19 protein-coding genes are annotated in these 23,316 nt (G+C 63.6%); 3 read left to right on the top strand and 16 right to left on the bottom strand.

What is annotated here, in order from left to right:
* Positions 1–272 precede the first annotated feature (272 nt).
* The 5 genes from ACT9T4_RS20095 to zwf all read right to left on the bottom strand — a co-directional run bounded on the left by ACT9T4_RS20095 (position 273) and on the right by zwf (position 5,700).
* A complete protein-coding gene (locus tag ACT9T4_RS20095; protein WP_499118636.1) occupies positions 273–1,091 on the bottom strand; it encodes a shikimate 5-dehydrogenase in 819 nt (272 codons plus the stop codon).
* Positions 1,092–1,164: 73 nt separating this feature from the next.
* Positions 1,165–2,790 (bottom strand): NADP-dependent glyceraldehyde-3-phosphate dehydrogenase, encoded by a 1,626-nt coding sequence (locus ACT9T4_RS20090; protein WP_499118635.1) that lies wholly within the window; start codon positions 2,788–2,790, stop codon positions 1,165–1,167.
* 52 nt (positions 2,791–2,842) lie between these two features.
* Positions 2,843–3,511: a bifunctional 4-hydroxy-2-oxoglutarate aldolase/2-dehydro-3-deoxy-phosphogluconate aldolase gene (locus tag ACT9T4_RS20085; protein ID WP_042554097.1), complete on the bottom strand. Its 669-nt coding sequence runs from the start codon at positions 3,509–3,511 to the stop codon at positions 2,843–2,845.
* 19 nt (positions 3,512–3,530) lie between these two features.
* Positions 3,531–4,244, bottom strand: coding sequence for a 6-phosphogluconolactonase (pgl, locus tag ACT9T4_RS20080; protein WP_499118633.1), 714 nt, complete (start codon positions 4,242–4,244; stop codon positions 3,531–3,533).
* Positions 4,231–5,700, bottom strand: coding sequence for a glucose-6-phosphate dehydrogenase (gene zwf, locus ACT9T4_RS20075; protein ID WP_499118631.1), 1,470 nt, complete (start codon positions 5,698–5,700; stop codon positions 4,231–4,233). The genes pgl and zwf overlap by 14 nt, the downstream gene beginning before the upstream one ends.
* Positions 5,701–5,875: 175 nt before the next feature.
* Between zwf and ACT9T4_RS20070 the strand changes: the two genes are divergently transcribed.
* Complete coding sequence (locus ACT9T4_RS20070) at positions 5,876–6,736, top strand: MurR/RpiR family transcriptional regulator (protein WP_179540072.1); 861 nt, start codon at positions 5,876–5,878, stop codon at positions 6,734–6,736.
* Positions 6,737–6,994: 258 nt separating this feature from the next.
* Here ACT9T4_RS20070 and ACT9T4_RS20065 read toward each other — a convergent pair whose 3' ends face one another.
* The 10 genes from ACT9T4_RS20065 to edd form a co-directional block, all read right to left on the bottom strand.
* The gene (locus ACT9T4_RS20065) at positions 6,995–8,227 is read right to left on the bottom strand and encodes a maltoporin (RefSeq protein ID WP_042554093.1); all 1,233 of its coding nucleotides are present in this window, start codon (positions 8,225–8,227) and stop codon (positions 6,995–6,997) included.
* 93 nt (positions 8,228–8,320) lie between these two features.
* A complete protein-coding gene (locus ACT9T4_RS20060; protein WP_499118628.1) occupies positions 8,321–9,469 on the bottom strand; it encodes an ABC transporter ATP-binding protein in 1,149 nt (382 codons plus the stop codon).
* A 29-nt stretch (positions 9,470–9,498) separates the two neighbouring features.
* The gene (locus ACT9T4_RS20055; protein WP_042554091.1) at positions 9,499–10,329 is read right to left on the bottom strand and encodes a carbohydrate ABC transporter permease; all 831 of its coding nucleotides are present in this window, start codon (positions 10,327–10,329) and stop codon (positions 9,499–9,501) included.
* Positions 10,322–11,230, bottom strand: a complete 909-nt coding sequence (locus tag ACT9T4_RS20050; RefSeq protein WP_042554090.1) for a carbohydrate ABC transporter permease — start codon at positions 11,228–11,230, stop codon at positions 10,322–10,324. Before ACT9T4_RS20050 ends, ACT9T4_RS20055 begins: the two co-directional genes overlap by 8 nt.
* Positions 11,231–11,505: 275 nt before the next feature.
* Positions 11,506–12,774 (bottom strand): ABC transporter substrate-binding protein, encoded by a 1,269-nt coding sequence (locus ACT9T4_RS20045; protein WP_042554089.1) that lies wholly within the window; start codon positions 12,772–12,774, stop codon positions 11,506–11,508.
* Between the two features lie 113 nt (positions 12,775–12,887).
* Entirely contained in the window at positions 12,888–14,120 is a 1,233-nt protein-coding gene (locus tag ACT9T4_RS20040; RefSeq protein WP_179538412.1) for a D-mannose isomerase, read from the bottom strand.
* Positions 14,121–14,260: 140 nt separating this feature from the next.
* A complete protein-coding gene (locus ACT9T4_RS20035) occupies positions 14,261–15,718 on the bottom strand; it encodes an ATP-binding protein (RefSeq protein WP_499118626.1) in 1,458 nt (485 codons plus the stop codon).
* Entirely contained in the window at positions 15,708–16,442 is a 735-nt protein-coding gene (locus tag ACT9T4_RS20030; protein ID WP_042554086.1) for a response regulator, read from the bottom strand. Before ACT9T4_RS20030 ends, ACT9T4_RS20035 begins: the two co-directional genes overlap by 11 nt.
* A gap of 53 nt (positions 16,443–16,495) precedes the next feature.
* Positions 16,496–17,461, bottom strand: a complete 966-nt coding sequence (locus tag ACT9T4_RS20025) for a glucokinase (protein ID WP_499118624.1) — start codon at positions 17,459–17,461, stop codon at positions 16,496–16,498.
* The gene (gene edd / locus ACT9T4_RS20020) at positions 17,458–19,287 is read right to left on the bottom strand and encodes a phosphogluconate dehydratase (RefSeq protein ID WP_499118622.1); all 1,830 of its coding nucleotides are present in this window, start codon (positions 19,285–19,287) and stop codon (positions 17,458–17,460) included. Before edd ends, ACT9T4_RS20025 begins: the two co-directional genes overlap by 4 nt.
* 129 nt (positions 19,288–19,416) lie before the next feature.
* On the opposite strand from edd, the gene gap reads away from it, so the two are divergent.
* Positions 19,417–20,418, top strand: coding sequence for a type I glyceraldehyde-3-phosphate dehydrogenase (gene gap, locus ACT9T4_RS20015; RefSeq protein ID WP_042554083.1), 1,002 nt, complete (start codon positions 19,417–19,419; stop codon positions 20,416–20,418).
* Between the two features lie 187 nt (positions 20,419–20,605).
* The gene (gene folE, locus ACT9T4_RS20010) at positions 20,606–21,169 is read left to right on the top strand and encodes a GTP cyclohydrolase I FolE (RefSeq protein WP_042554082.1); all 564 of its coding nucleotides are present in this window, start codon (positions 20,606–20,608) and stop codon (positions 21,167–21,169) included.
* 239 nt (positions 21,170–21,408) lie between these two features.
* On the opposite strand, the gene ACT9T4_RS20005 is transcribed toward folE, so the two are convergent.
* Positions 21,409–23,175, bottom strand: coding sequence for an ABC transporter transmembrane domain-containing protein (locus ACT9T4_RS20005; RefSeq protein ID WP_499118620.1), 1,767 nt, complete (start codon positions 23,173–23,175; stop codon positions 21,409–21,411).
* Positions 23,176–23,316 lie beyond the last annotated feature (141 nt).

Here is a 23,316-nt window from a genome sequence, read left to right as displayed (position 1 = left end):
CTTGCAGACCCCCCAATACCGTAGGAGCCCGCTTGCGGGCGAATCGTCGGGTCAACGCAGATTCAGCGGCAAGGCCATAATCGTATCGCCCGCAAGCGGGCTCCTACAGGCCTGGATCTGCAGATATTTGCAGGACCTGAGGCAACACCGTCGCGGCCTCGAACATCCATCTTGCAGACACCACCAATACCGTAGGAGCCCGCTTGCGGGCGAATCGCCGGGGCAACGCGGATTCAGCGGCAAGGCCACCACCGTATCGCCCTACTGGCCGGTTATTCGGCCAGGGCGAAGCGTGCAGCGCGGCCGATCAGCTCGGTATCGGGGCGCACGCCGGTGTACAGGGCGAACTGCTCGACGGCCTGCAGGACAATCACCTCACCACCGGTGATGACCGGTTTGCCCAGCGAGCGGGCCAGGCGAATCAAGGGGGTTTCCACCGGCACGGCGACCACATCGAATACCCACTTGGCAGCGGCAACGGCGCGCTCGTCGAAGGCCAATTGCTCGGCCTCCGCGCCACGCATGCCCAGCGGCGTGACGTTGACCAGCAGATCGGCCGGTCTCTCGTCCAGTGTCTCGCACCAGCTCACCCCGCACTGCTCTGCCAGCGCCCTGCCCGCCGCTTCGTTACGGGCGACGATATGGCCATCGCCGAAGCCGCTGTCGCGCAATGCGCAAGCCACCGCCTTGGCCATGCCACCACTGCCGCGTAGCGCGTAGTGGCTGCTCGGGGGTACGCCGTGTTGCGCGAGCAGATGCACCACGGCGCTGTAATCGGTGTTGTAACCCGTCAGGTGGCCGTCGTCTGCGACGATGGTATTGACCGACTGCAGGGTCGCGGCCGACTCGTGCAAGGCGTCCAGATGCCTGATGCACGCTTCCTTGAAGGGCATGGACACCGCACAACCGCGTACGCCCAGTGCGCGGATGCCGCCGATGGCAGCTGGCAGGTCGGTGGTGGTGAACGCCTTGTACAGATAATCGAGCTGCAGTTCCTGATACAGATAGTTCTGGAAGCGCGTACCGAAATTCCCCGGCCGCCCGGAAAGCGACATGCACAGGCGGGTGTCCTTGCTGATGTTGAGAGTCATGCAAACAACCTCGCAACCGTCAAAAGTCCACTACGCGCCGTTATTGCCGGCACGCGAGACATTGGACAGGCGCTTAGAAAATGTAATCGGTGGTCAGGAAATTCGATGAACGCTGACGGATCACTTCGCTGACCAGCGCCTTGTTATCGTCCGTGAAGCGGGTCGCCACCAGGGTGCGGATCGAGAAGGTACGCAGGGCATCATGCACCGACAGCGTGCCCTCGGCGGAATCCTTGCGACCGTTGAACGGAAAGGTATCCGGGCCGCGCTGGCACTGGGCATTGATGTTGATGCGCCCGACCTGGTTGGCGAAAGCGTCGACCAGGCGGCCGATCTGCTGCGCATCGTTACCGAACAGGCTCAACTGCTGACCGAAATCCGACTGCAGTACGTAATCGATCACCTGCTCGACATCCCGGTATGGCACCACTGGCACCAGGGGCCCGAACTGCTCTTCGCCATACAGGCGCATCTGTGGCGTTACCGGGCACAGCAACGCCGGATAGAAGAAACTCGCGCGGTGCTCGCCGCCACCCGGGTTGATGATCCTGGCGCCCTTGTCGATGGCATCGGCCATGACCGCTTTCAGGTACTCCACCTTGCCCGGCTCGGGCAGTGGCGTCAGCGCGACGCCCGCTTCCCAGGGCATGCCGGGCTTGAGTTTGGCCAGGCCGGCGCTGAATTTCTCGAGGAATGGCTGCAGCACATCTTCGTGAACGAAAAGGATTTTCAGCGCCGTGCAGCGCTGACCGTTGAACGACAGGGCACCGGTCAGCGCCTCGCTCACCGCGTTGTCCAGGTCGACATCGGGCAACACGATGCCCGGATTCTTGGCGTCCAGACCCAGTGCCGCGCGCAGGCGATGGGGCTTGGGGTGCAATTTCTTCAGATCACTGGCGCCCTTGTGGGTACCGATGAAGGCGAACACGTCGACCTTGCCGCTCTCCATCAGGGCGCTGACCGTTTCGCGGCCGCGACCGTAGATGATGTTGATCACGCCGGGTGGGAAGCTGTCGCGAAACGCCTCCAGCAAAGGGCGCATCAGCAGCACGCCGAACTTGGCCGGTTTGAAGACCACGGTGTTGCCCATGATCAGCGCCGGAATCAGCGTGGTGAAGGTTTCGTTGAGTGGGTAGTTGTACGGCCCCATGCACAGCGCCACACCCAGTGGCACACGGCGAATCTGCCCCAGGGTGCCCTGCTCCAGTTCGAAACGGCTGGAACGACGATCCAGCTCCTTGAGCGCACCGATGGTATCGACGATGTAATCGCAGGTACGGTCGAACTCCTTTTCGGAGTCCTTGAGGTTCTTGCCGATCTCCCACATCAGCAGCTTGACCACTGCCGTGCGCTGTTCACGCATGCGAGCCAGAAAAGCTTCGACATGGGCGATGCGCTCGGCGACCCGCAGGTTGGGCCACTGCCCCTGGCCGTGATCGTAGGCGGCGACGGCAGCGTCCAGAGCGGCCAGGGCCGCATCGGCGTCGAGCAGCGGCGTACTGCCGAGCACCACCTGGCGCTCGCCATCGTCCTCGGCGAGATAGATCGGGCTACGCACCTGCGCCAGCGACCCCTGCCAGAGGCGCAACTCGCCGCCGACCAGGTATTCGCGCTGCTCGACCGGTGCGTCGGGGCGGTAGGCTTCAGGGATATCGTGCAGACGGGGAAACAGCGCAGCGGGGTCGAAGGGACGGGACATGAGAACTCCTGGACGGAGGGAGCCCGGCCCCACGGCGCGGGCTATAACGAGATCAGTTGGCTCGGTTCAGCAGCGCCAGGGCGTCGGCGCTCGCCTGGCGAACCTTGTCCCAACCCGCGGAGCTGTCCAGCATCCAACTGCCGCCAACGCACATCACATTGGGCAGGGCCATGTAACGCTGCATGTTGTCGGGGCTGACGCCGCCAGTCGGGCAGAAGCGGATGTCGCCGAACGGGCCACTGAGCGCCTTGAGCGCGGCGGTGCCGCCACAGACTTCCGCGGGGAACAGCTTGAAGCGACGGTAGCCAAGGGCGTAACCGACCATGATTTCCGAGGCACTGGCGACACCGGGCAGCAGCGGTATCGGGCTGTCCAGCGCAGCACGCAGCAGTTCGTCGGTAGAGCCAGGGCTGACGATGAACTGAGCGCCGGCCTCCTCCACCGACTCGAGCATGCGGCGATCCAGCACCGTGCCAGCCCCCACGCACAGATGTGGGCGCTCTTCGCGCAGGCGGCGGATGGCAGTCAGGCCGTGCACCGAGCGCAGGGTGATTTCCAGTACCTGCAGGCCGCCGGCGTCCAGGGCATCGGCCAGCGGCAGAATGTCTTCCTCGCGGGCGATGGTGATCACCGGCATGATCCGCGCTCGCTCACAGAGCGCGTCGATGCTGGCGATCTTTTCAGCCATGGTTGGGGCTGGGCGGCTGATGGCGTGTGTCATGTTGTTTGATCCTTTTGGCCTAAGGGCACCAGTAAATTTCTAAAGGCGCGCCAAGAAACGCGCTGATCGGCATTTTTTTGTGATCACGGTGTTCTAGCGCCTGCTCCAGCACGCGCAACTTCCCTTCTCCTTCGATCGACAACAGTTGCAGTCGAGCTGCCTTGAGCAACGGCAGCGTGAGGGTCAAGCGCTGATGTGGCACCGCCGGGGCGAGCATCGGCAAGCAGCGGCGCTCGCCGTCGCCCCGCAACGCTTCATCGAGGTTGGGGCTGTTGGGGAACAGCGAGGCGGTATGCCCGTCGGTGCCCATGCCCAGTACCAGTACGTCGATGGGAGGCAGGTCGTTCAACGCCTGTTCGGTGAGCGTCGCCGCCTCTTCGAGGCTACCTGCGCTGTGGTACAGGCCGAGCAGTCGCGCTTCGGCGGCTGGCCCCTGAAGCAAATGCCGACGCACCAGTGCCTCGTTACTGTCTTCATGGGCGACCGGCACCCAGCGTTCGTCCGCCAGGCTTACCAGCACCTTGGCCCAGGACAACTGTTGCTGCGCCAGTGCCTTGAAGAAAGCGATCGGGCTGCGCCCGCCCGACACCACCAGCGTAGCGGTGCCGTGGCTGTCGATGGCATCGCGCAGCGCGCCGGCCACGCGATCAGCCAAAGCCTGAGCCAGGTGCTGCGAATTGTCGTGGCTTCGGGCAACGACGCCCGCGGGGAATTCGAGGTCAGAGATCGCCATACCAGGCCCTCCCGTCGCGAGTGATCAGGGCGATGGAGCTCATCGGTCCCCAGCTACCGGCGACGTACGGTTTGGGTGGGTCACCGAGTTTCTTCCAGCCAGCGATCAACTGATCGCACCACTGCCAGGCATGCTCGATTTCGTCCTTGCGCACGAACAGGTTCTGGTTGCCACGCATGACCTCCAGCAGCAGCCGTTCGTAGGCATCGGGAATGCGTGAACTGCCATAGGTTGCCGAGAAGTTCAGCTGCAATGGACCGCTGCGCAGCTGCATGCCCTTGTCCAGCCCCTGGTCCTTGGTCATCACCTGCAGGGAAATGCTCTCGTCCGGCTGCAGACGGATGATCAGCTTGTTGCCGATCAACTGCCGCTGCTCGGGAGCGAAGATGTAGTGCGGCGGCTCCTTGAAGTGAATGACGATCTGCGAAAGCTTCTGCGCCATGCGCTTGCCGGTGCGCAGGTAGAACGGCACCCCGGCCCAGCGCCAATTGCGGATGTCGGCACGCAGGGCAACGAAGGTTTCGGTGTCGCTATGGGCGTTGGAGTTCTCTTCCTCCAGATAGCCCGGCACCGGCTTGCCATCGCTGGTCCCGCCCACGTACTGGCCACGCACCACATGACGGGAAAGCTGCTCGGCGTTCATCGGTTCGAGCGCCTTGAGCACCTTGACCTTCTCGTCACGGATGGCATCCGCAGAGAGATCGCCAGGCGGATCCATGGCGATCAGGCAGAGCAGCTGCAGCAGATGGTTCTGGATCATGTCGCGCAGTTGCCCGGCCTTGTCGAAATAGCCCCAGCGGCCTTCGATACCGACCTTCTCCGCCACGGTGATCTCCACGTGGGTGATGTGGTTCTGGTTCCACTGGGTCTCGAACAGACTGTTGGCGAAGCGCAGCGCGATCAGGTTCTGCACCGTCTCCTTGCCCAGATAATGGTCGATCCGATAAACCTGGGTTTCCGGAAAGTACGCCGCCACCGCATCGTTGACCGCGCGGGACGATTCCAGATCGTGGCCAATGGGTTTCTCCAGCACGACCCGTGTGCCGTCGGCCAGACCGACCGCGGCGAGGTTGGCGCAGATACCGCCATACACCGACGCGGGCGTGGCGAAATAGGCGATCAGCTGACGCCCGCTACCGACCGCCTCGGCCAGCTGCGGGTACCCATCAGGTGGCAGGAATTCCATGCTCAGGTAACGCAGGCGCGCCTGGAAACGCTGCATCACTGCCTCGTCCAGTTCCTTGGCAGGCAGGTAGCGGCGCAGATGACTGTCGATGGCGCTCAGGTGCGTGGCGGGGTCGCCGCCCTCGCGCGCCAGGGCAAGCAGATGGGTATCCTCATGCAGCAGCCCGGCACGATCGAGCTGATAGAGGGCAGGAAACAACTTGCGCAATGCAAGGTCGCCCAGGGCGCCGAACAGAGCGAAGGTACAAGGTTCAACGGGAATCACGGACATGATCTTTGTTCTTCTATCAAGTTACCCTATTGATAGCGGTTAACCGCCAACTTCGCAACTGGAAATGTAGTAATAAAAACAACATTTTTATAGACTGCAGATCTCGATAGCCAGTAGACAGCAGCGGTCGTACGATTGACCGGCGTTTTATCAGACAAGGACAAAAATGGATCGCGTGCGCAATCTCCTCGAGCAGATCCAGGGCCGCCTCGACAGCCTGAACAAGGCCGAACGCAAGGTCGCCGAAGTGATACTGCTCAATCCGCAGCAGGCCACCCGCCTGAGCATCGCCGCCCTCGCCCAGGCCGCCCAGGTCAGCGAACCGACGGTGAACCGCTTCTGCCGCTCGTTCGGCGTCAACGGCTATCCCGAGCTGAAAATGCAGCTGGCGCAGAGCCTGGCCAGCGGTGCGGCCTACGTCAGCCGCGCCGTGGAAGCCGACGACGGCCCCGAGGCCTACACCCGCAAGATATTCGGCAGCGCCATCGCCTCGCTGGACAGCGCCTGCCAGAGCCTCGACCCGAACCTGATCAGCCGCGCCGTCGACCTGTTGATCCAGGCCCGGCAGATCCATTTCTTCGGCCTTGGCGCATCGGCGCCCGTCGCGCTGGATGCACAGCACAAGTTCTTCCGCTTCAACCTCGCGGTGTCCGCCCACGCCGATGTGCTGATGCAGCGGATGCTGGCATCGGTGGCCCATACCGGCGATCTGTTCGTGATCATTTCCTATACCGGCCGCACCCGCGAACTGGTCGAGGTGGCGCGTCTGGCGCGGGAAAATGGCGCGTCGGTACTCGGCCTCACCGCCGCCGGCTCGCCGCTGGCACAAGCCTGCAGCCTGAGCGTACATATCCCGTTGCCCGAAGACACCGACATCTACATGCCGATGACCTCGCGGATCATCCAGCTCACCGTGCTCGACGTACTGGCAACCGGCATGACCCTGCGCCGCGGTGCGGATTTCCAGCCGCACCTGCGCAAGATCAAGGAAAGCCTCAACGCCAGCCGTTATCCGGCCAGCGAAGAGCAAGGCTGAGCGGCATGGCGCCATGCGTAGGGTGGGTGAAGCGGCGCCAAACCGCGACCGCCAACCCACATCAAGTCCAGAGCGCCGCATAACCCACCACGCGGTCGACGCTGATACCGAATGGTGGGCCAGGGCGCACAAGAATCTGGTCGTTCCCGATGAAAACGACCAGCGCCTACCCACCCCACGAGCCTGCAAGCTAGCGCTGCGCGACTGCGAAATCGTAGTCAGCTTTTACTTGCGGCTTGTCGCTTGCAGCTCGAGGCCTTACTTCCACCAGTACTCCACCTGCACCCCGAAGTTGGAGCCGTTGCGGGCGCTACCGAAGGCGCCGGTGTCGGACAGTGCCGAGCCTTCCGCCAACAGATTCGCCGCTTCCTGCGCTGCCTTGTTCCAGGTGGCGTAGGTGTAGTACAGGCGAATTTCCGGACGTTCGAAGAAGCCGGGCCCGGCAGGCGACCAGGTCGGGGCGACGGTGAACTTGCTCAGTTTGCGGGTGCCGCCGGAGGCATCCACCTGATCATGGCCAATCTCGCCGACCAGCTTGAACTGCTGGGTGAAGGCATAGCTGGTACGCCCGCCCACCGACCACCAGTCCTGATCGGCGCCATCGTCACGCTTGTCCTTCTGGTAGACGGCCTGAACCTGTCCGCCCAGGCGTGGGGTCACCTGGAAGTCGAAGAATTCGACCACCCGCCAGCTCTTGGCACTGCGATCCAGGGTCGGATCGCCGGTGTAGCCAAGGCCGGTGCCCGGCCCCTCGCCGTACTGCAGGGCCAGCTTGTTGTCACCGCCCAGGCCAAGGAAGTTCTTCTGCACGTGCTGCCCGGTCACTGCCCAGCCGCTGTTCGCATCCTCGACGGAAGATGGCTTGTCGACGTAGCTGACCCCCACCTCGATCTCGCCGCCCGGGTTGGTCACGAAACCGCCGACGTTGAAGTCGTGGCGGTTGATGTATTCCTTCTGGTCGTAGCTGTCCTTGCGCGAGAACACGTAGCTGTACTTGTAATCACCGATCTTCATCTCGTCGATACCGAAACCGGTGGCGCTCTGGTTCCAGTAGTAGAAGTCGGAGATGTGGATGTCGTTACGTTTGTAGAAGCGGCGCCCTGCCCACAGCGATCCACCGTTGAGCGCCGGCATGTTGCTCCATTCGGCGTACATCTGGTTCATCCGGGCGGTGCCACGATCGCCGGTGAATTTAGGGGTGTGGCCATACTCGTTGAAGAGTTGCGCCATGCCCTCGATGCTCAGCACCGAGCCATCGTCCAGGCTGAACAGATCCTGACGCAGATCCAGCTCGGCGTAGTGCTCGCACTCGTTACCCAGGCGATACTTGGAGCGCGCGCCCGGCAATTGGAAGCATGACTGTCGGCCGTTGCCGTCGGCAGTACCGGCACCGCTGCGCACGTAGCCGGTGAACTCCAGCGCCATTCCCGTGACCGGTAGCGTCAGGGAACCCAACGCCATGGCCAGACCGAAACCCGTTGATCGTTTCATACCCTCTCCTGCTGTTTTTATTGTTGTTACCGCTTCGCTTGCCGGTATCAGGACTACCGAGGCCATGACGGCACTCGCGAGACCGACTCCTTTTCAACGATTCTTTAACTGGGTGACATTGCTCTGCGCAGCGATGTCTGCTTCGGGGCGTACGCGCTCGCCGCTGTCGGCATCGAACAGCAGCACCCGCGAGGCATCGATCTGCAACTCGACGTGCTGTCCGATCTCCGGTGCCTGGTCCGGTGCCAGGCGGCAGCACAGCTTGGCGTCATTCACGCTGACGAAGACCAGGGTGTCCGGCCCGGTGGGCTCGGTGACCTCGACCACGGCAGGCAGTGACGCAGCCTGACCGGGCGCACTGGCCGGCTGAATCTGTTCAGGGCGGATACCGAGCAGCAGCGTGCGTTGCTCGGTGCCCTCGGGCAGGTGGCCGAGGGGCAGTTCGCAGCTGCCGGCCGACGAGGTCAGCGTTGCCCACACCTGGCCAGCACGGCGCTGCAGTTGCACGGGCACGAAGTTCATGGGCGGCGAGCCGATGAAACTGGCCACGAACAGGTTGGACGGGTCGTTGTAGATCTGCTGCGGGGTGCCGAACTGCTGGATCACGCCCTCCTTCATCACCGCCACCTTGTCGCCGAGAGTCATTGCCTCGATCTGGTCGTGGGTGACGTAGACCGTGGTGGTCTTCAGGCGCTGGTGCATCAGCTTGATTTCGGTACGCATCTCCACCCGCAGCTTGGCGTCGAGGTTGGACAGCGGTTCGTCGAACAGGTAGATCTTCGGCCGCCGCGCCAGCGCCCGGCCCATGGCCACACGTTGCTGCTGGCCACCGGAAAGCTGCCCCGGCTTGCGCTTGAGCAGATGCTCGATCTGCAGCAGCTTGGCGACCCGTGCCACTTCCTCGTCGATGGCCGCCGGGGCCATCTTGCGCATCTTCAGACCGAAGGCGATGTTGTCGCGCACGCTCATGGTCGGATACAGCGCGTAGGACTGGAACACCATGGCGATGTCACGATCCTTGGGGCTCATGCCGCTGATGTCGGCGTCATTGACCAGGATCGCGCCGTTGCTGATGCTCTCCAGCCCGGCGATGCAGTTCATCAGGGTGGATTTCCCGCAACCCGAGGGGCCGACCAGAATCAGGAACTCCCCGGCATCGATCTTCAGGTCGATGCTCTTGAGCGTGTCTGTCAGGCCACTGCCATAGGACTTGTTGACGTTGCGCAATTCGAGCGTTGCCATTTACTTCTCCACTTGTGAAAGCGCAGCTTTCAACCCTTCACCGCGCCGGCCGTGAGGCCGCGCAGAAAATATTTGCCCGCCACGATGTACACCAGCAGGGTCGGTAGCCCGGCGATCATCGCCGCGGCCATGTCCACGTTGTATTCCTTGGCCCCGGTGCTGGTATTGACCAGGTTGTTGAGGGCCACGGTGATCGGCTGGGAATCGCCACTGGCGAACACCACACCAAAGAGGAAATCGTTCCAGATCTGGGTGAACTGCCAGATCAGGCAGACCATGATGATCGGCAGCGACATGGGCAGCAGGATGCGGCCGAAGATGGTGAAGAAGCCCGCGCCATCGAGGCGCGCCGCCTTGACCAGCGCATCCGGCACGCTGACGTAGAAGTTGCGGAAGAACAGCGTGGTGAAGGCGATGCCGTACACCACGTGGATCAGCACCAGGCCCGTGGTGGTATTGGCCAGGCCGAACTTGCCGAGGGTGAACGAGGCTGGCAGCAACACCGTCTGGAACGGCAGGAAGCAACCGAACAGCAGCAGCCCGAAGAACAGCTGCGAGCCGCGAAAGCGCCACATCGACAGCACGTAACCATTCAGGGCACCGACCGCCGTGGAAATCAGCACGGCCGGTACGGCGATCTTCACCGAGTTCCAGAAATAGCCGCCGACCACGTCCCAGGCCTTGACCCAACCGATCAGGGTGAACGCATCGGGCCAGGACAGCAGGTTGCCGGCACGCACGTCCTCGGGGGTCTTGAAGCTGGTCAGCAGCATCACGATCAGCGGCACCAGGTACAGCGCCGCGGCGAACAACAGGGTGGCGTAGATCGCCACACGGCTTGGGCTGAAGGCTCTAGTCATGGCGTTTGCCCCGCAGTTCCGAGTAGAGATAGGGCACCAGAATCGCCAGGATCGCGCCGAGCATCATCATCGCGCTGGCCGAGCCGATGCCCATCTGGCCGCGGCTGAAGGTGAAGTTGTACATGAACATCGCCGGCAGATCGGACGAGTAACCAGGGCCGCCTGCGGTCATCGCCGCCACCAGGTCGAAGCTCTTGATGGCGATGTGCGCGAGGATCATCACCGCACTGAAGAACACCGGCCGCAGGCTCGGCAGGACGATGCGCAGGTAGATGGTCGGCAGGCTTGCGCCGTCCACCTGAGCGGCACGGATGATCGATTGATCGACGCTGCGCAGCCCAGCCAGGAACAACGCCATGACGAACCCCGAGGCTTGCCACACGGCAGCGATCACCAGGCAGTAGACGACCCGATCCTGATCCACCAGCCAGTCCAGGCGAAAGCCTTCCCAGCCCCAGTCGCGCAACATCTTGTCCAGCCCCAGGCCGGGGTTGAGCAGCCATTTCCAGGCGGTACCGGTGACGATCATCGACAGCGCCATGGGGTACAGGTAGATGGTGCGGATGAAGCCTTCGCGGCGAATGCGCTGATCGAGCAACACGGCCAACAACACGCCGATGACCAGGCTGATGCCGATGAACATGCCGCCGAACACCATCAGGTTCTTGCTTGCCACCCACCAGCGGTCGTTGTCCATCAGCCGCACGTACTGCTGCAGGCCGACCCACTTGTAGCTGGGCATGAAGCTGGAATTGGTGAACGACAGCACCAGCGTCCAGAGGATGTAGCCGTAGAAGCCGACCAGCACCACCAACATGCTCGGCGCCAGCACCAGCTTGGGCAGCCAGCGCTGCAGCGCGTCGAAGGGTGAAGCCTTGCCGATTACCGTCGTGACACTCATCGGGCATTACCAGTGTGGAGATGAATTCGGGTCGAACGCCGCCTGCGACTGGGCCAGGGCCTGGTCGAAGGAGGCTTTGCTGATAAGAACGTGTTCACGATCTAGCGAGCTAGAGCAATGCAAGGCAAAAACAGGCGAGGAAGCGGTCGGAGTCGCGGGCGACTTTACTGATGTAAATGAGCATTCCGAGTCTGTTTTTAACGCCGCAGGGCCGACGCGCAGCAGGTCATGAACAGGTTCTAAGGAAATGGGCCGGCTAACCGGCCCAAATCAACCTACTGGGCGGATTTGATCGCCGCGTTGATCTGCGCGCCGGCCTTGCTCGGGTCGGCGTTCTTGTCACTCATGAAGTTGGTGACCACATCGAAGATCGCCCCCTGCACCGCCAGGTTGGTGGCCATGCTGTGGGCCATGCTCGGCTCCAGCTTGCCGCTCTTGTCGGCCGCCTGGAAATCCTTCATGGAAGCCTGGGCGCAGCTGTCGAACTTGCTCATGTCGAGGTCGGAACGCACCGGGATCGAACCCTTGTTCTCGTTGAACACGTACTGGAACTCGGGCTCCAGGGCGATGCGCGCCAGGGCGTGCTGGGCAGCGATGTCACCCTCGTTCTTGAGCTTGAACATGGCCATGGAGTCGATGTTGTAGGTGTAGCTGCCGGCAGTGCCTGGCATCGGCACACACTGGTAGTCCTTGCCTGCGACCTTGCCAGCGGCCGTCCACTCGCTCTTGGCCCAGTCACCCATGATCTGCATCCCGGCCTTGCCGTCGATGAGCTCGGCCGTCGCCAGGTTCCAGTCACGACCGGCGCGGTTGTCATCCATGTAGGTGGAGAGCTTTTTCAGCGCGGTGAACACTTCGGTCATCTGCGGGCTGGTGAGGGTCGCCTCGTCATTCTCGACGAATGCCTTGTGGTAGCCCTCGGCACCCATGATGCCAAGCACCAGGCCTTCGAACACGGTGCTGTCCTGCCACGGCTGCCCGCCGTGGGCCAGGGGCACGAAGCCGGCCGCCTTGAGCTTGTCGCCAGCGGCATACAGCTCGTCGAGGGTGGTCGGCGCCTTGTCGATGCCGGCCTTCTTGAACACTTGCGGGTTGATCCACAACCAGTTGACGCGGTGGATGTTCACCGGCACGGCGACATAGTGGCCGTCGTACTTCATGGTGTTGGACACGGTTTTCGACAGCAGGCCATCCCAGTTGTTGGCCTTGGCGACGTCGTCCAGCGGCGCGAGCAGATCCAGCGCGCCCCACTCCTGCAGATCCGGCCCCTTGATCTGCGCAGCGCCCGGCGGGTTGCCGGAAACCACGCGGGTCTTGAGCACGGTCATCGCGGCGGAACCCGCGCCACCGGCCACGGCACTGTCCTTCCAGGTGTAGCCGTCTTTCTCGACCAGCTCACGCAGAACCTTCACGGCCGCAGCCTCGCCGCCGGAGGTCCACCAGTGCACGACTTCGACCGTACCTTTGGAGTCGGCTGCCAGAGCAGCGAGCGGGAATAGCGAGGCGAGAGAAACGGCAGTGGCGAGACGGGTGATCGCGTTCATCGAAGTACCTTTCTTGTTGTTAGAAGCAAGTCGTGGCGCTTGCGTTGCATGGAGTGTAATCAGGCTTTGCCGGCAGCCAGGTAACGAAGGGATGCGCGAATGTCACCACCTGGTTACATGGCTGCCAATGCCGAAGCCAGGCTCGGCGCCAGCGGCAGGCGTGGCAGCAGAACGGCCTGGTAGGCGTGATAGAGATCGGGCTTACCAGGCCAGATGCTGGAGGCCGGATGGTTGTCGCTGTCGAGCTCGTGGTGCCAGCTGCCATTTTGCAGGTCGATGAAATGGCTGGAGGCGAACTCCCAGAACCGTCGATACCACTGCTCGTAGATGGCCTCCCCCGTGCGGCGCAGCAAGGCCGCGGCGGCGGCACAGGCCTCGGCCTGCACCCAGTGCAGCCGCGCGCGTACCACCGGGCGCCCCAGCCAGTCGAGGCTGTAGACCAACCCTGGTGCGCCATCGGCATGCCAGGCATCGCGACAGGCACTGGCGAACAGCCCGCGGGCATCCTCCAGCAGCCAGTCGGGCGCGTCTAGGCCGGCCCGGGCCAATGCCGCTTCGAGGTGCAAGAGCAGGCGCGCCCACTCGAAACTGTGCCCCGGCGTGCTGCCATAGGGTCGGAACGGGTCGGCACGGTTATCGACGTTGTATTCGGGCAAGGCCTGCCACTGCGGGTCGAAATGCTCGACCACCACATAGCCCCGGGAGGCCGCGTGATGGTGGATCAGACGCTCGACAATGCGCAGCGCGCGGTGCAGCCAGAGGGCATCACCGGTGACATCCGCGAGGGCGAGAAACGCCTCGGTGGCGTGCATGTTGCTGTTGGCACCGCGGTAGGCTTCTTCCTGCGACCAGTCGCGACTGAAGCTCTCGCGCAGCGCGCCCTCCTCCTCGCACCAGAAATGCCGCTCGATGATGCCGATCGCCTCGGCCAGCAGCGCCTCGGCTCCGGGCCTGCCGGCAGCCTGCGCGGAGCTGGCGGCCAGGGCCACGAAAGCATGCAGGTAGGCGGACTTGTCGCCCTTGCGACCGACGTCCGCGAACCAGCCGCCAGCCTGCTCGTCACGCAGGTCGCTCTGCAGCGTGGCGATGCCGTGATCGACCAGATGGGCATAGCCGGGGATACCCTGGATATGGGCCAGGGCGAAACAGTGGGTCATGCGGGTGGTGTGAATCAGCTCGGCGCTGGCTCCCGCGGGCAATCGCCCCTGGCCGTCCAGCGCAGCGAAACCCTGCGCGACACCAGAAGTGCTGGCGAACGGCAGCAGGCGCATGCCTTCGGCGTTCAGCCAGGCACGATGGGCTGGCTTGACCAGCCAGCTGTCGGAGGGCAGTGCAGGTGTTTTCATTGTTGTTATTCCATGCAAAGGATCAACGCTTGAACCGCAGGGTAACCATCAATCCCCGGGTGCTCATGGCAAGAGTCTACTGGTGGCCGCGCATCCCTCAGGTAACGAAGCCCGGTCGCTTCGTCACCATCTCGTGACATTCAATCCGGCGACCGTGGCAGCTGAAGCGTCACCCGCAGCCCGCCGTCACGCAGATTCTGCAGGCTCACCTCGCCACCATGACTGTGGGCGATATTGCGCGCGATACCCAGCCCCAGGCCGTAGCCCTGCTGTTGCCCGGCCAGACGGAAGTGCGGCTCGAAGACCTGCTCCAGGCGCTGCTCGGGAACGCCGGGCCCTTCATCGTCGACATGCAGCACGTAGGCTCCCTCGTCGTCCTCGACGTGCAGATGAGCCTTGTGGCCGTACTTGAGGGCGTTGTCGATCAGATTGCCAATGCAGCGCCGCAAGGCCAGGGGCTTGCCCGGATACACCGCCTTGGCTTCACCATGCAAGGTCACCCGACCGTTGCCAGCTGGCGCCAGACAAGGCTCGACCAGGCAGTGCAGCAGGAGGTTGAGGTCCACGGGCTCGATGTTTTCGTGGATATCGGTGTCCTTCACGCACTGCAGTGCACCCTTGACCAGCAGCTCCAGCTCGTCCAGATCCCGGCCGAACTTGGTCTGCAACGTCTCGTCGTCGAGCAGTTCGACGCGCAGACGCAAACGCGTGATCGGTGTACGCAGATCATGGGAAATGGCGCTGAAGAGTTGGGCGCGCTCGGTCAGGTAACGGCTGATGCGCTCGCGCATGGCATTGAACGCCCGGCCCACCTCGACCACCTCACGACCGCCGCCCTCGAGCACCGGCTCGACGTCGGCGCCCAGGGACATATGCCGAGCGGCGCGTGCCAGACGCTTGAGCGGCCGACTCTGCCAATGCACCAGAATGCCGATGAACAAGAGCAGAAAGCCGCTGCTGAGCAGGATGAACCACAGCTGCTGGGTCGGCAGTACCGGCTCCTCCAGGCTGGTGTAGGGTTCGGGCAGCAGCGACGCGATATACAACCACTCACCGGGCGCCAGCTGGATCTGCGTGACCAGCACCGGTGGATTGACCGGTTCCAGGGTCAGGGCGTAATGCGCCCAGGAGCGCGGCAACTCGTCGAGCTTCAGGCCACCGTTGAAGATCCGCAAGTCATCCGGGCTGACGAAGGTCACGGAAATGTCCGCGCTGTTGCCCAGCGACTCTCGCAGCACCTCGCTCACGGCCTGGATCACCGCCTGCTTGCGCGGCGTGACCGGCAGCAGATGCATCGACAGGGGTCGATCGTTGAGGCTGACGACGAAACGCGTGCCGCCCATGCTGCGCAATTGGTCGAGGACCATCGGCCGGTAGGCGACCGGCAGCGAGCGGAAGTAACGCACGCTGGCCGACATCGAATGGGCCAGACTGCGTGCCGTGGTCACCAGCCCTTCGAGCTGCGTGGCGCGCAACTGCGACAGCCAGATGGCGCTGGACAATGCCTGGGCGACCAGCACCGAGAGCAGGGTCAGCAACAGCATTCGCCCCAGCAGCGATCGCGGAATCGGCAACAGCCGACGCCAGTCAACGCGCATGGCCGGCCTGGGCGGTAACGGCGGCGGCCAACTGGTAACCGCTACCGCGCACGGTACGGATCAGGCGCGGCGGTTTGTCGGTGTCACGCAGGCGCTGGCGCAGGCGGCTCACGGCCATGTCGACGATGCGCTCCAGCGGCATCATCTCGCGACCGCGAGTGGCGTTGCCGATGGTGTCACGGTCGAGGATCTGCTGCGGGTGATCGAGAAACAGCTTGAGCAGTGCGAAGTCGGCGCCGGACAGCAGCACTTCCTCGCCATCGAGGTGGAACAGCCGATGGCTGACCATGTCCAGGCGCCATTCATCGAAGGCCAGCACGTCCGCGCCACGCTCCTGAGAAAAGTGCACGCGGCGCAGCAGCGCCTTGATACGCGCCAGCAGTTCACGGGGGCTGAAGGGTTTGCCGAGGTAATCGTCGGCGCCCAGCTCGAGACCGATCACCCGGTCGGTCTCGTCGGAACTGGCCGTCAGCATGATGATCGGCACCTGGGCGAAACGCTGATGACCGCGTGTCCAGCGGCACAGACTGAAGCCGTCTTCGTCGGGCAGCATGACGTCGAGAATCACCAGATCCGCGCCGCCTTCGCACAGCGCCTGGCGAAAGCTGGCGCCATCCGCCACGGCGTTCACCTGCAGGCCGGCACGCCCCAGGTAGGTTTGCAGCAGTTCACGAATATCCTGGTCGTCGTCGACCAGCAGGATGGATTTTCCAGTTGGGCTCACATCGATAATCCTTATTGTTGTTATCGGCGACGCTTGGACACGCTATTTGTCCGCTAACTCCGTAGAAGGTGTTGTTGTGCAGCCACCCCTGCACCCACCAGGCCGGGGTATTCGGCAGTCACCAGCCAGACGGGCAGGCCATCGAAATAATCGCTCATGCAGCCTTTGTCTCGAAAGCTGCGGGAGAAACCGCTGGCCATGAAGAAGTCGGCGAAACGCGGCACCATGCCGCCAGCGATGAATACACCGCCACGGGCGCCCAGCGTCAGCACGTTGTTGCCGGCGACGCGACCGAGCAGGCAGCAGAACAGCTCCAGCACATTGACCGCCAGCGGCTCCCCCTCCAGCGCGGCGCGAGTCACCTGGGCCGCACTCAGCAGCGCTGCGGGCTGACCGTCTACCGCGCAAGCCGCACGGTACAGCGCCAGCAGCCCATTGCCACTGAGCGCACCGGCCTCGGCGCTGACATGCCCGAGCTGACGATGCAGCGCCTGCCAGATCAGCGCCTCGCGGGCACTGCCCACCGGCAGATCGACATGCCCGCCCTCGCCCGGTAGCGCGTGCCAGCTGCCATCCGGCAGCGCCAGCAACGTGCCTACGCCAAGGCCGGTTCCGGCGCCGATCACCACGGCCGGACGCTGCGGCTGCGCCGCGCCTGGGCAGACGGTGATGTATTCATCGGCCTGCAGGCGAGTCATGCCCAGCGCCATGGCGGAGAAATCGTTGATCAGCAGCAGCTCGCGGACCTGCAGTTCGGCACGAAACGTCGCCCGGTCGATGCGCCACGGGTTGTTGGTGAAGCGAAAGGGGTCGACCTCGACGGGGCCGGCACACGCCAGGCAGATGGTCTCCACCTCACCGAGCGCCAGGCCCTCGGCCGCCATGTAGGCCTGGATAGCCTGCTCGACGGTAACGTGATCGGCAGTCGCCGATACACGCACCGACTCCAGGCGTTCGTCACGCCACAGGGCGAAGCGCGCGTTGGTGCCGCCAATGTCGCCAACCAGCGCCAGACTCATCGCAGCGAGTCCAGTTCTGCGGTGAAGGCACTGGCGCCCTCTTCCGCCGGGCTGAACGCGGCGCGCATGAAAGCGAACAGCTCGCGGCCGCAACCGATGCCCGTGCCCTGCGGGCGTGGCGCAGAATCGCGGGCCGCCCATTCGATCTCGTCGACCAGAATCTGCAGGCGGCCCTCCACGCCATCGACGCGAATCACGTCACCGTCGCGCACCCGGGCCAAGGCCCCGCCATCCCAGGCTTCCGGGCTGACATGAATGGCCGCCGGCACCTTGCCGGACGCACCGGACATGCGCCCGTCGGTAACCAGCGCCACCTTGAAGCCACGATCCTGAAGGATGCCCAGATAAGGGGTGAGCTTGTGCAACTCGGGCATGCCGTTGGCCTTGGGGCCCTGGAAGCGCACCACCGCGACGAAATCGCGCTCCAGCTCACCCGCCTTGAAGGCTTCGGCGAGGTCCACCTGGGTCTCGAATACCCGCGCCGGGGCTTCGACCACCTGATGTTCCGGTGCCACTGCCGAGACCTTGGCCACACCATTGCCAAGGTTACCCTTGAGCACGCGCAGCCCGCCTTCCGGCGAGAACGCTTCCGGCACGCCACGCAGAATATTGCGATCCAGACTCTGCTCCGGGCCCTGCCGCCAGACCAGGCCGTTGTCACCGAGGAACGGCTCCTGGGTGTAACGCGACAGGCCATGGCCGGCGACGGTGTAGACATCTTCGTGCAGCAGCCCGGCATCGAGCAGCGTGCGCACCATGAAGGGCACACCGCCGCAGGCGTGGAAGTGATTCACGTCGGCCTGGCCGTTGGGGTAGACCTTGGCCAGTGTCGGGGTGATCGCGGACAGGTCGGCCATGTCCTGCCAGGTCAACTGAATGCCGGCGGCACGGGCGAAGGCTGGAATGTGCAGGGTGTGATTGGTCGAGCCACCGGTGGCGTTGAGCGCCACCACCGAGTTGACGATGGCCTTCTCGTCGATGATCCGGCACAGCGGTGTGTACTCGCCGCCCTGCCGGGTCAGGCGCACCACCTGATGCGCGGCCTCGGCGGTCAGCGCGTCACGCAGCGGCGTGTACGGGTTGACGAAGGACGAGCCTGGCAGGTGCAGGCCCATGATTTCCATCACTACCTGATTGGTGTTGGCGGTGCCATAAAAGGTGCAGGTGCCGGGGCTGTGATAGGACTTCATCTCCGATTCCAGCAGCTCTTCGCGGGTCGCCTTGCCTTCGGCGTAGAGCTGGCGGACTTCGGCCTTTTCCTTGTTGGGGATGCCCGAGGGCATCGGCCCGCCCGGCACGAAGATCATCGGCAGGTGGCCGAAACGCAGGGCGCCGATCATCAGCCCCGGGACGATCTTGTCGCAGATGCCCAGCAGCATCGCCGCATCGAACATGTTGTGCGACAGCGCCACGGCGGTGGACATGGCGATCACCTCGCGGCTTGCCAGGCTCAGTTCCATGCCCGGTTCGCCCTGGGTGACCCCGTCGCACATGGCCGGCACACCGCCCGCCACCTGGCCGACCGAGCCCACCGCGCGCAGCGCCTGCTTGATCAGTTCGGGATAGTGTTCGTAGGGCTGATGGGCGGAAAGCATGTCGTTGTAGGCGGTGACGATGCCGACGTTGGCCTCGTTCATCAGCCGCAACCGCTGCTTGTCTTCAGTGGAACCACAGCCGGCAACGCCGTGGGCGAAGTTGGCGCATTGCAATGCGCCACGGTGCGGACCGTCACTGTCGGCGGCGGCCATCTGCGCCAGGTAGCGCTCGCGGGTTGCGCGGCTGCGGGCGATCAGGCGGTCGGTTACCTCGAGGATGCGGGGATGCATGGTGTACTCCAGGCTAACAGGTAGCAATTCGAATTGTATTTTTATCAAAATACTGACAGCTAAAACGCTTGATTTCTACTTTCATGAGAATAATCTTGTTTTTAAAACAACATATAAGGATCAGCGCTCATGACACTGCGAATTGCCATCAATGGTTTCGGCCGCATCGGCCGTAACGTTCTGCGTGCACTCTATACCCAGAGCTACCGCGAAAACCTGCAAGTCGTCGCGATCAACGATCTGGGTGACAGTGCAATCAATGCGCACCTTCTCAAATACGACAGCGTACACGGCATTTTCGATGCGTCCGTCGAGGTCGACGGCCAGAACCTGATCATCAATGGCGATCGCATTGCCGTCAGCGCCATCCGCAACCCGGCGGATCTGCCCTGGAAAGACCTTGCCGTCGACGTGGTCTTCGAGTGTACCGGTCTGTTCACCGACCGCGACAAGGCTGCTGCACACCTGACTGCAGGCGCTCGCAAGGTGATCATCTCCGCCCCCGCCAAGGGCGCTGACGCCACGGTGGTCTACGGCGTCAACCACGACAGCCTGCGCGCCAGTCATCAGATCATCTCCAATGCCTCCTGCACCACCAACTGCCTGGCGCCGGTCGCCCAGGTGCTGCAGCGCGAGCTGGGTATCGAGAGCGGGCTGATGACCACCATTCATGCCTACACCAACGACCAGAACCTCTCCGACGTCTACCACAGCGACCCATTCCGCGCGCGCTCGGCCACCCAGTCGATGATTCCCACCAAGACCGGTGCAGCCGAAGCCGTCGGCCTGGTGCTGCCGGAGCTGGCGGGCCGCCTGACCGGCATGGCGGTGCGGGTACCGGTGATCAACGTGTCGCTGGTCGACCTCACCGTGCAGGTGCAGCGCGACACCAGCGCCGAGGAGATCAATGCTCTGTTGCGCGCCGCCAGCCAGCAATCGAACGTGCTGGGTTACAACGAACTGCCGCTGGTGTCCTGCGACTTCAACCACAATCCACTGTCGTCGATCTTCGACGCCAACCACACCAAGGTGAACGGCCGGCTGGTCAAGGTACTGGCCTGGTACGACAACGAGTGGGGCTTCTCCAACCGCATGCTCGACACCTGCCTGGCGGCTCACGCAGCCAAATGAGTCACCGCCCACCAGTGCGGCGAGGCATCGAAGCCGATTACGCTCGGTAAATCGCCGTGAGCGGATTACAATTGCCGCCCGCTTGAACCTCAATGCCGGCCATTGACGCCAGACCGCTCTGGTCGGCGTCGCCAGCCGGGCCGGCAGGCAGCAGGTACATTGTCATCCGAACATCACTGGAAGCCGCATGGACTCTAGCCGTAACACTCTCGAACAGCATTACACCGCGATCCTCGGCCAACTGGGTGAAGACGTCTCCCGCGAAGGCCTGCTCGACACGCCCAAGCGCGCCGCCAAGGCCATGCAGTACCTCTGCAACGGCTATGAGAAGACTCTGGAAGAAGTCACCAACGGTGCGTTGTTCAGCTCCGACGCCAGCGAGATGGTGGTGGTGAAGAACATCGAGCTGTATTCACTCTGCGAGCATCACCTGCTGCCCTTCATCGGCAAGGCCCATGTTGCCTACATCCCCAATGGCAAGGTGCTGGGCCTCTCCAAGGTGGCGCGCATCGTCGACATGTATGCCCGTCGCCTGCAGATCCAGGAAAGCCTGAGCCGGCAGATCGCCGAGGCGATCCAGCAGGTCACCGGCGCCCTTGGCGTGGCTGTGGTCATCGAAGCGAAGCACATGTGCATGATGATGCGCGGCGTGGAGAAGCAGAACTCCTCCATGGTCACCTCGGTGATGCTCGGCGAGTTCCGCGAAAACGCCGCGACCCGCAGCGAGTTCCTCAGCCTGGTCAATAGCTGAAACCGAGCACTCAGCGCTTACTGTAGAAACGTCGCCCCGGTGCGAAACGATGCTGGCGTCACCGCGATATCGGCGCCGCCTGTACCATTCGCCGCGGGGTCGCGGCTCCTACGAATGGGGAGAGAGCTGCTTCCGTAGGAGCGTCGCCCCCGGCGCGAAACGGTGGTGGTCATTGCGCACTGTTACGGTATGACCACCAATCGCCGATAAACCGACTCGCGCCGCTCCTGATACCCGCCTCAGGTTTTCTCCACGAATTGCAACTCGGCCAGCCGCGCGTAAAGCGGGTTGCCGGCGACCAGTTCGGCGTGCTTGCCCAAGGCAACCAATTGTCCCTGATCGAACACGGCGATGCGGTCCGCGCTCTTCACCGTCGCCAGGCGGTGGGCGATCACCAGGGTGGTGCGGCCACGCATCAGTTCGGGCAGTGCCTGCTGGATCAGGTGTTCGCTCTCGGCATCGAGGGCACTGGTGGCTTCGTCCAGCAGCAGGATCGGCGCATCCACCAGCAACGCACGGGCAATGGCCAGGCGCTGACGCTGGCCACCTGAAAGGCCCAGCCCGGCATCGCCCAGATGGGTCTGATAGCCCTGCGGCAATCGCTCGATGAACTCATGGGCATGGGCCGCACGGGCAGCGGCTTCCACTTCGGCGCTGCTGGCATCCAGGCGCCCGTAGCGGATGTTGTCTTCCACGCTGCCGAAGAACAGCGCCGGGTGCTGGGAGACCAGCGCGAAGTTCTCGCGAAGGGCGTGCGGGTCGAGCCGATCGATCGGCAGGCCGTCGATGAGGATTCGCCCCTGCTGCGGGTCGTAGAAGCGCAGCAGCAGATCGAACAGCGTCGACTTGCCCGCCCCGGACGGACCGACGATGGCCAGGGTTTCACCGGGCACCACCGTCAGATCGATACCCTGCAGCGCGAGGCTTTCCGGGCGGGTCGGATAGGCGAACGACAGCCCCTGGACCTCGATGCGCCCTTGCACGGGCTGGGTCGGCAGCAGCGCACCCTCGAGCGGCGCATGGATCTCGTTGCGCGCGCGCAGCAATTCGCTGATACGCTCGGCGGCGCCGGCCGCGCGCTGCAACTCGCCGATCACTTCGCTAAGGGTGCCGAACGAGGAGCCGACGATCAGGCTGTAGAACACGAACGCAGCCAGCTCACCGCCGCTGATGCGCCCGGCGATCACGTCCATGCCGCCGACCCAGAGCATCACGCCAACGGCGCCAAGCACCAGCACGATCACCACGGTAATCAGCCAGGCACGCTGGGCGACGCGCTTGCGCGCCGTATCGAACGCAGCCTCGGCGGACAGGCCGAAGCGGCGACGGTCCTCGGCCTGGTGGTTGTAAGCCTGTACCGTCTTGATCTGCCCGAGCACTTCGCTGACGTAACTGCCAACATCGGCGATGCGGTCCTGACTGAGCCGCGACAGCTCCCGTACGCGGCGGCCGAACAGCAGGATCGGTGCCACCACCAGCGGCAAGGCAGCCAGCACGATGGCGCTCAACTTGGGGTTGGTGACCACCAGCAGGATCATGCCGCCAACCAGCATGATCAGGTTGCGCAAGGCCATCGACAGGGAAGAACCGATCACCGATTGCAGCAGCGTGGTATCGGCGGTCAGTCGCGACTGGATCTCCGAGCTGCGATTGTGCGCGTAGAAGCCCGGGTGCAGCCCGACCAGATGGTCGAATACCCGCTTGCGAATGTCCGCCACCACCCGCTCACCAAGCCAGGACACCAGATAGAACCGGGTGTAGGTACCGACCGCCAGGGCCAGCACCAGCACGAAGAACAGCAGAATCGAATGGCGCAGCGCTTGCGGCGATTGCGTGGCCAGGCCCTGATCCACCAGCAGTTTGATGCCCTGCCCCATGGACAGGGTAATCGCTGCGGTAAACAGCAGCGCCAGCAGCGCACCGGCCACGCGCCCACGATAGGGGGCGATAAACGCCCACGACATGCGCAGGGCCTCGCGCTGGCGGGAAGACAAAAACAGGTTCATGGCAGGCTCGAAGGCTGATGGCAGAAGGGCTCTAGCCCATCAGATGGGGCCGTGCGGGGTAAACATCAAGCGCGGGGAGCGTTCTTGGCGACAGCGCCCGGTTGAAATTAATATATGGAACTCGATTCCAAAAATAATCAT

This window comes from Pseudomonas sp. SZ40, from assembly GCF_052958135.1.
Note: the sequence above shows the minus strand (reverse complement) of the source record. Positions and strands in the feature narration are given on the sequence as shown.

Excerpts from the sequence above, each read along its gene's own strand:
- ACT9T4_RS20095 (WP_499118636.1), bottom strand. The coding sequence starts at position 1,091 with ATGACTCTCAACATCAGCAAGGACACCCGCCTGTGCATGTCGCTTTCC.
- ACT9T4_RS20090 (WP_499118635.1), bottom strand. The coding sequence starts at position 2,790 with ATGTCCCGTCCCTTCGACCCCGCTGCGCTGTTTCCCCGTCTGCACGAT.
- ACT9T4_RS20085 (WP_042554097.1), bottom strand. The coding sequence starts at position 3,511 with ATGACACACGCCATCAGCCGCCCAGCCCCAACCATGGCTGAAAAGATC.
- pgl (WP_499118633.1), bottom strand. The coding sequence starts at position 4,244 with ATGGCGATCTCTGACCTCGAATTCCCCGCGGGCGTCGTTGCCCGAAGC.
- zwf (WP_499118631.1), bottom strand. The coding sequence starts at position 5,700 with ATGTCCGTGATTCCCGTTGAACCTTGTACCTTCGCTCTGTTCGGCGCC.
- ACT9T4_RS20065 (WP_042554093.1), bottom strand. The coding sequence starts at position 8,227 with ATGAAACGATCAACGGGTTTCGGTCTGGCCATGGCGTTGGGTTCCCTG.
- ACT9T4_RS20060 (WP_499118628.1), bottom strand. The coding sequence starts at position 9,469 with ATGGCAACGCTCGAATTGCGCAACGTCAACAAGTCCTATGGCAGTGGC.
- ACT9T4_RS20055 (WP_042554091.1), bottom strand. The coding sequence starts at position 10,329 with ATGACTAGAGCCTTCAGCCCAAGCCGTGTGGCGATCTACGCCACCCTG.
- ACT9T4_RS20050 (WP_042554090.1), bottom strand. The coding sequence starts at position 11,230 with ATGAGTGTCACGACGGTAATCGGCAAGGCTTCACCCTTCGACGCGCTG.
- ACT9T4_RS20045 (WP_042554089.1), bottom strand. The coding sequence starts at position 12,774 with ATGAACGCGATCACCCGTCTCGCCACTGCCGTTTCTCTCGCCTCGCTA.
- ACT9T4_RS20040 (WP_179538412.1), bottom strand. The coding sequence starts at position 14,120 with ATGAAAACACCTGCACTGCCCTCCGACAGCTGGCTGGTCAAGCCAGCC.
- ACT9T4_RS20035 (WP_499118626.1), bottom strand. The coding sequence starts at position 15,718 with ATGCGCGTTGACTGGCGTCGGCTGTTGCCGATTCCGCGATCGCTGCTG.
- ACT9T4_RS20025 (WP_499118624.1), bottom strand. The coding sequence starts at position 17,461 with ATGAGTCTGGCGCTGGTTGGCGACATTGGCGGCACCAACGCGCGCTTC.
- edd (WP_499118622.1), bottom strand. The coding sequence starts at position 19,287 with ATGCATCCCCGCATCCTCGAGGTAACCGACCGCCTGATCGCCCGCAGC.
- gap (WP_042554083.1), top strand. The coding sequence starts at position 19,417 with ATGACACTGCGAATTGCCATCAATGGTTTCGGCCGCATCGGCCGTAAC.
- folE (WP_042554082.1), top strand. The coding sequence starts at position 20,606 with ATGGACTCTAGCCGTAACACTCTCGAACAGCATTACACCGCGATCCTC.
- ACT9T4_RS20005 (WP_499118620.1), bottom strand. The coding sequence starts at position 23,175 with ATGAACCTGTTTTTGTCTTCCCGCCAGCGCGAGGCCCTGCGCATGTCG.